At 41.0% G+C, this 12,015-nt stretch carries 6 protein-coding genes and 2 pseudogenes; 7 read left to right on the plus strand and 1 reads right to left on the minus strand.

Annotated elements, in window-relative coordinates:
• The first annotated feature begins 1 nt into the window (after position 1).
• Positions 2–2,260 carry a hypothetical protein gene (locus MN200_RS16605; protein ID WP_034616934.1) on the plus strand — a complete coding sequence of 753 codons (2,259 nt, stop codon included), beginning with the start codon at positions 2–4 and terminating at the stop codon, positions 2,258–2,260.
• 28 nt (positions 2,261–2,288) lie between these two features.
• Positions 2,289–5,471: a site-specific integrase gene (locus MN200_RS16610; protein ID WP_151732003.1), complete on the plus strand. Its 3,183-nt coding sequence runs from the start codon at positions 2,289–2,291 to the stop codon at positions 5,469–5,471.
• A gap of 50 nt (positions 5,472–5,521) precedes the next feature.
• Here MN200_RS16610 and MN200_RS16615 read toward each other — a convergent pair.
• Positions 5,522–5,707: pseudogene (locus MN200_RS16615) on the minus strand (transposase); the annotation flags it as partial.
• Between MN200_RS16615 and MN200_RS16620 the strand changes: the two are divergent.
• From MN200_RS16620 to brxC, 5 genes and pseudogenes are all read left to right on the plus strand, one after another.
• Positions 5,702–6,046 (plus strand): annotated as a pseudogene (locus MN200_RS16620) (HNH endonuclease signature motif containing protein); the annotation flags it as partial. The pseudogenes MN200_RS16615 and MN200_RS16620 sit on opposite strands and share 6 nt — an antisense overlap.
• Positions 6,047–6,166: 120 nt before the next feature.
• Positions 6,167–7,033 (plus strand): WYL domain-containing protein, encoded by an 867-nt coding sequence (locus MN200_RS16625; protein WP_039890893.1) that lies wholly within the window; start codon positions 6,167–6,169, stop codon positions 7,031–7,033.
• Positions 7,034–7,043: 10 nt separating this feature from the next.
• Positions 7,044–7,655 (plus strand): DUF1819 family protein, encoded by a 612-nt coding sequence (locus tag MN200_RS16630; protein WP_004758931.1) that lies wholly within the window; start codon positions 7,044–7,046, stop codon positions 7,653–7,655.
• Positions 7,656–7,671: 16 nt separating this feature from the next.
• Positions 7,672–8,247 carry a DUF1788 domain-containing protein gene (locus MN200_RS16635; protein ID WP_005403808.1) on the plus strand — a complete coding sequence of 192 codons (576 nt, stop codon included), beginning with the start codon at positions 7,672–7,674 and terminating at the stop codon, positions 8,245–8,247.
• A 41-nt stretch (positions 8,248–8,288) separates the two neighbouring features.
• Positions 8,289–11,969, plus strand: a complete 3,681-nt coding sequence (gene brxC, locus MN200_RS16640) for a BREX system P-loop protein BrxC (protein WP_152630429.1) — start codon at positions 8,289–8,291, stop codon at positions 11,967–11,969.
• Positions 11,970–12,015: the final 46 nt, after the last annotated feature.

The raw sequence follows: 12,015 nt of genomic DNA on the forward strand, positions 1-12,015 counted from the left end.
CATGAAAGAAAACTTTTTAGAAGATTATTTGAAATTCCAGCAAACTGCTATGTTGAAAGAATTTGCTGGATTAAGTGAGGATGATTTAAAGCAAATTAATTTGCTTAAAAGTGGCGCAGCTAAGATCTATCAAAATATTGTTGAATCACGCCAAATTGGAGCCGATTATCTATATGCTGCATTCACATACTTCAGTGTTTACTTATCTTCAGAGCTTCGCGAAACACAATATCTTGTATTAAAAGTAAGTTATTTCTTTTACGCACATTATAAAGCCATGGCTCAGTTGTCTGGTTCTCACGCAAAGCAAAAAGAGATTTGTGATTTATTGCGGTATATTGCCAAACCCATTCTCGAGCAAGATCAAGATCAGCAATTAGTAGAAGAAAGTGAATTATTATTACAGTTGTATTTAAGTTTTATGCTCAATCAAGCAGATTTTGATAAAGATGTTTATCGTGCCTGGGGCAAGTACATTGAGAGTAGAAATTTTAAAGAGAAAAAAGTTTTAAAACATTTACGTGCACTGTCGATCATTTTGAAAAGACTCACACAGAAAAAAATTGTGCATAGACAACGTAAAAAGAAAAAGCATACGAAAGACTGGCCGTCTAAAAAACAACTCATCAGCTATCGCCGAAAGAAGAAAGGGCAACAAGTTTTAGTCGATTATCCAGCTGAAATTATAGCTACACAAGAAACTGTATTAGATGAAGAAGGAGATCTGGATGTATTAGACTCCAGCATTACAATACATACAACAGATCTAAGTACTGCGCGGTTTAATCAAGTACTTGATCAACATGTAGAGCATTTACTGCGACACCGCCAGCGTCGACTACAACCGTTTGTGACCAATGCTCATTATATGAGCGAAGATGTGATTCGGCATTTGGTTTATATTTTAAATCTTGAGTTGAATAATGGCCATTCGAATGAAGCAGCAATTGCTGCAGCGTGTTTACTAAGCCTCACCACAGGTCTTTCGCCAGTTGCACTACTTGATTATTCACAATTGATTGAAGAGGGTGTGCTTATTAAAAATAAGAATTCTAAGAAGCCAGAGTATCGTCTCAGGCTACACTTAGATATCACCAAACAGAAGATTGAAATTTTAAAACAACATCAGCTTAATCATACGGTCTCACACGATCTTCATCTTTCTAGCAGCTGGTTTGACTATTTAAACTTACGTGTTAACCGTGAGGTAATTACTGTCCATCACGTGAATAGATACTTGAAAAAGTGGAGTTCAAAACAGCAGATAGGTTCAATCACAGTTGAAAAATTACAAGCACAGTTGTATTTTCATGTTTTTCATCGCACATTTAATGAGTATATTGCACACGTGCTGTCGGGAAAAGATAGTCATCATGACTTGCCAAGCAGTTTTTATAATGGTGTCGCACAGCATCTTATCAATGAGCATTATTTAATTTATTTAAAAACACTCACCACGCCAGATATTGCTGCAGAGATGCAAGACGTACAACAACAATTCAAAACATATGCTCTATCTGAAGATGCACGTTTTGGTAGTCAATTGGCACTTAACCCTCGTTTCGTTACCGATTTCTTTGTTCAGTTAAAACAATTTTGTGATGAGAAAATACAATTACATCAGCATGTGATAGAGCGAGTCAATGCATATAGTGCTTGGATGTGGCATGTCAGTTTACTATGCTTAACACGACGCCCGATAGCTAACTTACTTGGTCAATTGAGTGACTATGATCTCAAATTGAAATTATTGTATGTAAACGATAAGAAAAATAGTAATTCTCGAAAGGATGGTCGCTTTATTCCTTTACCAAAGTTTTTTATTCAAGCATTCAACCGTTATATCAATTTTTTACAAAGTGTTGTCGACAACTATGCGGATTTATTAAAATTTGTATTCAGTAAAAGTATCTTGCTTGAGGATCTCTTTGGCCAGGTAATTGTTTATCCTAAAGAATTGCCAGTGACGGCTCAAGAATGGGCAAGCAAGAAAATAAAAATATGTTCACTTGATCGCAGTTGGGTTAACCGTTATCTCTCTCATTGTTTTTATAACAATTGGCATCGTCATTTTGATATGAATATGTTAGTGGAAAAAGGCGTTACATTTAATGTTATTCAAGCACTGTATGGCCATGATCAACGTGATCAAGAGTTATTTTATCGTTATTCCTCAGCTTCTGTACATCAGTACATGGTTCAGGTGACTCATGGTATTGATGACATGATCAAAGCCCTTAATATCGAACATTTATCGTGATAGAGCACCATTCAATAAAGGATAGATAATGATGAAAAAGAGTGATGCTATTTACGATGAAATTACGCAACAAGTAGGATTTATCTTTGATGAAATATTGAATCTTATTAACCAATCTAGACAAGAGCCGAGGGTAGTAGATGCAAAGATTAAAGAAATTTGGACAGATTTTTATGATGGATTAATTTGCTTCTTAGATCAAAAGAAATTGAATAGAAATGTACTTAGAAAACCATATATCCAACATAGTGAAAAATGTTTCTTAAAACACCGTGAGAATTACGAAAGGAACACCGAAAATGCGTACCTAATCAAACTTCGCCCGAAAACTCAATTTATTGACCCGCCACAGCGTCAGATATTAACCACAGAGGAGCGAATTAAATTGGGACGACTGCATTTTCACATTAATGCAGAGCTTAAAACTTATTGGCGGAGCAGAACTGTAGATACGAAAACACCGCAACAGTTATGGGGGAATTTTTATCTAAGCTTAATCTACTGCTCTGGTTGTAATGATTTGAGTCAGCTGACGGCAATTGGTAATACTTTGATTGATGAGATGCAGCAGTCGAGAACGTCATTGTGCTCGAAATTATACCGCGCAGACTATAAAAAGATTACTAATCCTCTTGTTCTACATTACCGCACCCAACATCGGTATTACGGCAACCAAATTGAAGAAAAGAACATTTATCAGTGGCGTCACGTGTGGTTCAATCCTTATGCACAAATGTTTATGGAGGGAATTAAACGGCAGGGAGTACTAGCACAAAATCCGCGTTGTGTCATTGAAGCCATTATTGCTGTATTTGATGTGATCAGTGTACAAGTCGATGTATCTGAACAAATACAAGAATTAAAAAAAATATTACGATGTTCCGATCAAGCACTTATAGATATGGGAGCTTTAAAAACATTCAAACATGTAAATCTAGGTTTAGAAATTCATCCAGATTTAAGCTTGGATATGTGTTTAAGTGAGGTCTTGCAAAATCGTCTTAAGACCGTGTCACTAACACCGCAAGATCAAAAGGCCGCTTGGTTTAAGGAACAGGCCTTAACAAAAGATGATGCGTTTACTTCATCATCTCAAAGACCCTCATTACAAACTGAAGTGGCTCAGTTAGAAATGATCACGGCACATCAACAACTTAAGGAAATTCCGTTTGAACTAATGTTATTTGAACGTGATGAAGAAAAATCAAAACAGAACAAGAAGCGACAACGTAAAAGCGAAAGTATTAAATTGATGCGTTGGAAGCATATCCAAAAAAGTTTACAAAAGAAAAAAACAGCAGTGCATAGCAAAGAACAAAATCTTATTGAGGCCCAGCTGAGATTGTTAGGTTGGATTTTTGATTTAAAAGAGAAAAATAATAAAGTGAGTTCAATCGAGCGTTATCTCAGTAGCATGGCGAAAGATTATTTATTTCATATATATATGTATGAAGACGCGATTGAAACAATGAATACTCAAGACTATGAAGAGCTGTATGAATCCATCCTAAATGGTATCGACGATCGTGATGAAATTCAACGCACATCGAAACCGAACATGCGTCAAGGTCGCGCTCAGTATGCATTTGGACGGCTCAAGTCATTTCATACATTCTGTATACAAAAATATGGAACTCCACAAGTGAGTAACTTTAAATACAATACTTTTCAGCGAGTACAGTTGTGTCACGCAAAGTTAGTCAGTCCACAAATTTTTAATCAATTGAAACAAAAATTGATGTTGAAAATCAACGCCTGTTCAACGTTACAAGAGCAAGAGTATATGCAGCAGCTGCAACTGATGTATTTATTGGCTTACAGACTGGGACTTCGTCTCAATGAAATTCGAGGACTTACATTCGCAGAAATTATCTGCCCTGAGCTCATCTGGAAAAATTCACAGCATAATCAAGATATACAAATTCGGATCACCTTAAAAAATAATGTATATCGAAGACTAAAAAGCCAAAATGCAAATCGTCAATTGGACCTCAATGCGGTCTTACTCAAAGACGAAATGGAATTTATTAAACAATATCTAAATACTTATTTTTCGCATATCAATCTAATTCAGCCGATTGATAAGCGGCTCGTTTTTTCGAGTAAAGGAGAAATTCTTAGCGAGTTATATATAACTCAAATGACACAAATACTCTTTAATGAAATTATAGGTAAAGATCACAATTATAGCTTTCATAGTTTCCGCCATAGTGCTGCAAATCATTTAGCTATCGCATGGTGTGGTTCAAAGGAAATGGTTATGACTTATACGGACTATACTTGGAATCATGCCAAATTGATGCGTAAATATTTATTTGGAGAATGTGCAATAGAACATGAGGGTGTGATTCAACATAAGTGGCGTCTGTTAGCAGATTGGATGGGGCATAGCTCAATTGAACAAACAGCATCTCACTATTTACATACGCTTGATCTGCTAGCGATTGATCGGATTTACAATACGCCGTGTCTAGTCCATCACTCTTTAGTAAATACATTACTAGGGGAGCAACAGACTAAAGATGAGATAGATCTGCGTCAGTATATTCAAAATAATAAGGGCTTTGACTTCTATCACCAGTCTTTAGCATTAAAGAAGTTACAACCATTCCCTATAATTAAAACCCAGTCAGATATGACGGCATCATCATATGAAATTATACGTTGTTACATTGAACGTTCAGAATATAAAGAGCATATTTGGCTTCAGCGTTGTATCTGGTTAGCTGCGAAATGGAAGTCACCCAAACTTAGTAAACTTAAGTGGGAGCAAAACAGTACAGAATCGATGGATGAGCAATATTTACTTGAATTTTACGATGATGCTCTTAAAAGAAATTTTGATCCAAAAACACTGGTTCTATTCACAGAACTAGAGCAACCTTTAAAAGCTAAAGCCTTGTCTGCTTTAGCAATCTTAATTCAACATACCAAGCTAAGAAAAAACTATATTCATTTTCAATATCGTTTTGATGAGAATAACAAACCAAAAATGAAATGGATTATGGGGGATTTTATCATCGGCATTCAGCAACTTTTACCAGATAACGTCAAGTTGAAAACGGATAATTATCCAGTGAATATTAAGCAGAAAAGCCGTGAAATTAAGGTGAGTTTTCGTGACGGAAATGAGAAAAATATTACGCTATGTGTTGTGTTTGGTTTGATGTTAGAGGCTATAAAAAACGATTATTTATGGGAAATAGCCTAAGCTATATATTTTTATTTAAAATTAGGTCTGTTGACATTTCATAATGGTAATCAAATAAATATACAAGCTAAAGCAACTGAATTTTCATAGTTCTGCTTTAGCTTGTCATAGCGTGTTGAAATTCTTCTAAATTGCTTGAGTCTTGCGAATATATTCTCAACAAAGTGTCTGAATTTATATAAGTGCCAATCCATATAATGATTGTTCGAAAATGTGTTGGATTTCTTTGGAATATTTGGGACTGTAAATGCTTCTACTGCAATAAACCGATGTGTAATGGCAATTACGCCGTTGATCATTTCATTTCATGGTCTATGTATCCATCAGATACAGCTCATAACTTCGTATTGGCAGATTCAAGCTGTAATTCTAAGAAAAGTAATTTACTGGCATCTGATGAATTTTTGCATAAGTGGTACGAGCGGAATGAAGAGCAGGATTTGATTATTGTAGATCAGATATCAGTGCTCGGTTTTTTAACAGATAAAGAGCGGTCACATAAAGTGGCGGAGTGGTCATATGCTCAAGGGAAAGAAAATAATTATTTGATGTGGATGGGTGCAAATAGCAAATAAATTATGGCTCCCCTGAGATTAGACTAAAAATCCAATTGCTTTAAAAATACCGTCAAAAATGTTTACTGTATATTTGCTGTAGGGTAATCTTAAAGCTGCTATTTATTGACTGATTGGTATATGACGACAGATAAGCATGAAGTCCTGCTACGAATGCGAGCGATCGAGCTGCTTGCTTACTGGGAAGGTCGTTTGGTCACCAATCGTTTAATGAGCTGGTTTGGGCTCAGTCGACAGCAGGCTTCTACTGATATCAAACGCTATAATACGCTGTATAACCCCGATGCCTTGATTCATGATCCATCAGTAAAAGGCTATGTGCCTAAAGCCAGTTTTCAACCGGTACTGACTACAGCGCATATCAATGAGTATCTCAACATGCTTTCGGGCTTGGTCAGTGAATCACATGCCCTGATTGCGACACCAGAACCGAATCTTGCAGCAGTTCAATTACCTGATCGCAGTGTACGTCCTGAAGTGATTCGGGAAGTTTTGCGTGCCTGCCGAAACCAAAACACTTTAAAAATGATTTATGCCTCGATGCAGAATCCGCAGTGGCATGAGCGCATCATTTCCCCACACACCCTGGTGTATACCGGTTTTCGCTGGCATGTTCGTGCCTATTGCCATCAGAGCAAGCAGTTTAAGGACTTTTTACTCTCCAGGATTGATCGCACACCTGTTGTGGTGGCGATTGAGTCAGTAGACCCTGCTCAGGATCAGCAATGGCATGAAGAAATTGTACTGACGCTGATCCCTAATCCAAAATTGAACTCATCACAACAAGCGCTGGTCGAAAAAGACTTCGGCATGCCTGATGGCAGATTACAGATTCCGGTGAAAAAAGCCCTGGCTCACTATACTTTGCAGCGATATCAGGCCGCGATCACGCTGGCTGAGGCGGATGATGCCTTGAAATATCCCTTGGTACTACAACGCTCAGATATCGAAAAGCTGTCGTCTTACCTGTTTGATCAGGCCTCATAGGAGATTGGCCATGTTAGAACAATTTCATTATGACAGTGACCTGATTGGTGGTTCACTGATGGTGCGTGAAAGCCGGCTGATCGCGGATCTGTTATTACGAGAAGCGACTCCAGAACAATGGCATCAGGCCATTCAGATTGACAATATTCTGCAAAAAAGAACGCCTGCTTCAGCCCAACGTAACGCCACTGCCATTCGTAAGCGTCTTGAGCGCTTAGAGCCTGATTTCTGGAAAGCTTTGCGTGATGGGGATGATGAGCTGGCGACCCAGGTGGCTTTTTGTGGGGCACTGGAACGCAACCTGTTGCTGCTTGAGTTTATGGAAACGGTGATGAGGGATGCCTATATCTCCCAGGCGCAATACTTGGACAGTTATATCTGGTCAGACTTTCTGGATGAGCGCTCACAACGCGATCCGGATATCTGCGAATGGAAAGAGTCCAGCAAGAAAAAAATGGGGCAGGTGGTGTTTCGCATGCTGGCAGAAGCCGGTTACTTAAAAAGTACCCGTAAGCTGGAGTTGCAGCGCGTGATCGTCAGAGCAGAGCTGCGTAGCCTGTTGGAAGAACATTATAAACAACGCATTAAAAGATCTATGGAAGTGTCGCTATGGACGCGGTAGTTGTAGAGGGGCAGCAATGAGTCAAACAATACATGAGCGTCTGAACCAGATTCCAGAGCGAATTCTTTCCACTGAGTTTCTCACTGGACAAGGATTGGGCAATGAAATTGGCTTCTGGATTTTTGATTATGCGCCTGAAGATGAGTTGAAAGTGCGCGAATATTTGCATTTTCTCGAAGGGATGCTGGAGAAAAAACACAGTCAGCTGAAGGTGGTGAATATCAACCTGCTGCAAGCCGTGGTGGATTATCTGGCTGAGCGTAACTTCATCGATAAAGCCATTCAAATGCAAAAAGCCAAAGGCGATGAAGCGCTGCTCAAAGCCTTAAAGGGCCCACTGCATATGGATAAGTTCGCGCCGTATCTGGTGAGTAAATATGCCACCAATGCGCAAGATATTGTGTTGATGACTGGGGTTGGGTCGGTTTGGCCACTGTTACGTGCCCATCACTTATTGAACAGTTTGCATTCGTTACTGGGGCATAAGCCAGTGGTGCTGTTTTACCCAGGCTATTACGACGGTCAAGCGATGAGTTTATTTGGAAAAATTCCAAGCAACAATTACTACAGAGCATTCAGATTAGTGCCTTAAACAGGGCAAATAGAAATAAGAATTCGGGGGAATGGATTGAGATGAACATTAAAGAACTTTTTTACAAGCCATTAGATCGTGCGATTAACGGGGTCGTAAAAGCAGACCAGGATGATAATGCCACGGTTTACCAGGAGCTGGATGAGTACGTGGTCACCAATGAGCTGGAAAAGCATTTTCGTGACTTTTTCCAGTCCTATGGTACAGACCTGAGCGACCCTTCGATTGCCAATCGTGTCGGCGTGTGGATTTCTGGCTTCTTTGGTTCAGGTAAATCACATTTCCTGAAAACCTTGTCGTATATTCTGGCCAATAAAGTGGCACGTGACGCGGAAGGTAACGAACGCAGTGCTGCAGAATTCTTTGATGAAAGCAAAATCCGTGATGCGTTTATCCGTGCTGATATTGGCAAGGCCGTTAGTCATCATGCCGATGTCATCCTATTTAACATCGACAGTAAAGCCAGCTCCAATGATGATGGCAATCCGATTCTGAATGTGTTTTTACGCGTGTTTAACGAGTATCAGGGTTTTAGTGCTGACCATCCACATATTGCCCATATGGAACGTCATCTGAGCCAGAAAGGGGTCTATGAGCGCTTTAAACAGGCGTTTGAGGAATCCAGCGGCATGTCCTGGCTAGGGGAGCGTGATGGCTACCAGTTCTATCAGGATGATGTCGAAACTGCGATTTCTCAGGCACTGAATCTATCAGCAGAAGCAGCGCATAAATGGTTTGAGGATTCTGAGCAGACCTTTAGTGTTTCGGTGGAAAACTTCTGTCAGTGGGTGAAAGAATACCTGGACAGCAAAGGACCCCAGCAACGCATGTTGTTCTTGGTCGATGAAGTGGGGCAGTTTATTGGCAGCGATACTCGCTTGATGCTGACATTGCAAACCATTACTGAAAACCTAGGTACGATCTGTAAAGGCCGCGCTTGGATTATTGTCACCTCACAGGCAGACATCGATGCTGTTTTAGGTGAGATGTCTTCTTCCAAAGCCAATGACTTCTCCAAGATTGCTGGTCGTTTTAAAACCCGGTTATCACTGTCCAGTTCCAATACCGATGAAGTCATCCAGAAACGTTTATTACGTAAAACCCCAGAAGCAGAAGCATTGCTCAGATCGGTGTTTGAGCAAAAGGGCGATATCTTAAAAAACCAGATCACCTTTGACCGTTCAGGCCCAACACTCAAGAACTATGAGGGTCCAGACAGCTTTATCAATAACTATCCTTTTGCGCCGTACCATTTCCAGCTGGTGCAAAAAGTATTTGAAGAAATCCGTAAGGTCGGTGCGACCGGTGCACACCTGGCCTATGGTGAACGGTCCATGTTGGATGCGTTCCAGATGGCCGCGAATGCGATTGCCACAGATGAAGTCGGTGCCCTGGTTCCTTTCCACCGCTTCTATACTTCAGTGGAAGGATTTCTGGATACAGCAGTGAAGCGTACCATCGACCAGGCAGGGCAGAATAAGACCCTGGATGGTTTTGATGTGCAGATGCTGCGTACCCTGTTCATGATCCGCTATGTCGATATCATCAAAGGTACGCTGGATAACCTGGTGACTTTGTCGATTGAGAAAATTGATGAAGATAAGCTGGCATTGCGCAAGCGGATTGAAGAGAGCCTGCAGCGTCTGGAAAAAGAGAGCCTGATTACGAGGAATGGCGATGAGTTCCTGTTCCTGACCAATGAAGAACGTGATATCACTCGCAAAATTAAAGCCACTGACTTAGCAGCTTCAGAAGAAAATAAAGAGTTAGCCAATCTGATCTTTAAAGATTTACTGCGCGATCAGAACAAATACCGCCATCAAGCCAACAAGATGGACTATCAGATTGGACGTTTTCTGGATGGTCATAGCCTGGATGGCAAGTATGAGAGCGATTTGAAAGTTGAAATCATTTCTCCACTAGATACGGAATATAACCTCTACACTGAAGCTTACTGTATTGGTAAAAGTACTCAGGCCGAAGGGCAGATACTGTTTAAACTGGCAGACGATAAACAGTTCTTTAATGAACTGCGCACCTGGCTGAAAACCAATAAATTCATCCGCTTAAATGATGATGGCACTCAGTCCGATATTTCCCGTATTCTGGCAGACCGTGGCCGTGAGAACCAAGAACGTAAAAAACGCCTGCGTGTCCGGGTCGAAGAAATGTTGCTGGACGCGGAAAGTTATGCCTTGGGTCAACATCTACAACTTTCATCTTCAAGTCCAACCACCAAGCTGGATGAGGCTTGTCGTTATTTGCTGGAAAACACTTATACCAAACTGAGCTATCTGCAGGTCTATCAGCAGGATGCTTGGCGTGAACTGAACGCCGTCTTGACTGTGGATGATATGGCGCAACTCGGATTGTCTCTGGATGGCGGTCAGAGCAATCCCAAAGCCCTACAGGAAGTGGAGCAGTACATTGCACTACGGGCCACCGGTACAGAGCGTATTCTAGTCTCAGATGTGGTAGATCGTTTTGCCAAACGTCCTTATGGCTGGCCGGATGCCGAGATTTTACTATTGGTGGGTCAGCTGGCTGCGATGGGGCGGATTTCTCTGCAGTTAAATGGCGGCAGCTTACAGTTAAAAGATGCCTTTGAGCCTTTACAAAACAGCCGCCGTCGCCGTGATGTTTCCATTATTAAAAAGCGCCAGACTGATGATCAGGTGTTGAAACAGGCACGCCAACTGACCCAAGACCTATTCTCGGCCATGGGACCAGCGACTGAGAAAGAGCTGTTTGAATTCTATTTGCAGCATTTTAAGACTTGGTTAGCCAACTTTAAATCGTATAAGAGTAAAACTGATGTTGGGCAGTTCCCGGGCAAGAAAGTGATTGAAAAGTCGATTCTGACTTTGGAGCGCTTGCTGGCGAATAGCGACAGCTTCGATTTCTTTAAGGCCGTGGTTGAGAACAAGGACGACTATCTGGATCTGGAAGAAGATTATCGTGATATTCATGAGTTCTTCACTAACCAGATGCCGAGCTGGCAGCAACTGCAACAGGCCTTACGTCATTTTGAGAAAAACAAACAGGCGCTGGGCAGTGATGAGGTGGCAAAAAAAGCCCTCTCTGAATTACATCGCATTTCGACCCTTGAATCACCATATGGTTTACTCAATAAAATCGCTGATTTGGTTCGCACTGTGGAAAGCGTCAATGAGCGACTGTTGAGTGAGAAGCGCAATCAGGCGATAGAACACATTGATGACAAGATCAAACAGTTAGAAGCCGAGATTAAAAACAGTGGCATCGCTACCGCTGAGCTGAGTAACAAGCTATTACGCCCACTACAACTGCTGAAAACGGATATTGAAGTGGAAACTAGCCTGTCCACCATCTATATGTTGCAAACTCAAACCGCCGTGGAGCGTTTTGATGAAGCCTTGTATGAGTTGGAAAGCGAAGTTCAGACGGAAATCCAGCGTCAGGCCAAAGCGGCACAACTGGCTCAGAGCAAAGCAGAGAGTGTAACCAACACTGCAACCACCTCCAGCCCAGTTACATCAACACCTGCTGCGAGTCCGGTACAGCCTGCGACAGCCGTAGTGCCACCGAAACCTGTTGTCGAAGTCGATGTCGCCAGCATTTACAGCAAAAGTTCAAGTAGTGTTTACCTGGAAACAGAAGAATCAGTGGATCAGTTTGTAGACGCACTCAAAGCTGAATTGAAAAAAATTGTGGGTGACAAAAAGCGTGTGCGTATTCGCTAACTTGGGTTAGGGATATCGGCATCAGCAATCAATTGAAGGTTTTTAA

Source organism: Acinetobacter sp. LUNF3 (assembly GCF_022699605.1).
Classification (GTDB): Bacteria; Pseudomonadota; Gammaproteobacteria; order Pseudomonadales; family Moraxellaceae; genus Acinetobacter; species Acinetobacter johnsonii.

Bases quoted from the DNA above. Each gene is read 5' to 3' on its own strand.
- MN200_RS16610 (WP_151732003.1), top strand. From the start codon at position 2,289: ATGATGAAAAAGAGTGATGCTATTTACGATGAAATTACGCAACAAGTA.
- brxC (WP_152630429.1), top strand. From the start codon at position 8,289: ATGAACATTAAAGAACTTTTTTACAAGCCATTAGATCGTGCGATTAAC.
- MN200_RS16630 (WP_004758931.1), top strand. From the start codon at position 7,044: ATGTTAGAACAATTTCATTATGACAGTGACCTGATTGGTGGTTCACTG.
- MN200_RS16605 (WP_034616934.1), top strand. From the start codon at position 2: ATGAAAGAAAACTTTTTAGAAGATTATTTGAAATTCCAGCAAACTGCT.
- MN200_RS16635 (WP_005403808.1), top strand. From the start codon at position 7,672: ATGAGTCAAACAATACATGAGCGTCTGAACCAGATTCCAGAGCGAATT.
- MN200_RS16625 (WP_039890893.1), top strand. From the start codon at position 6,167: ATGACGACAGATAAGCATGAAGTCCTGCTACGAATGCGAGCGATCGAG.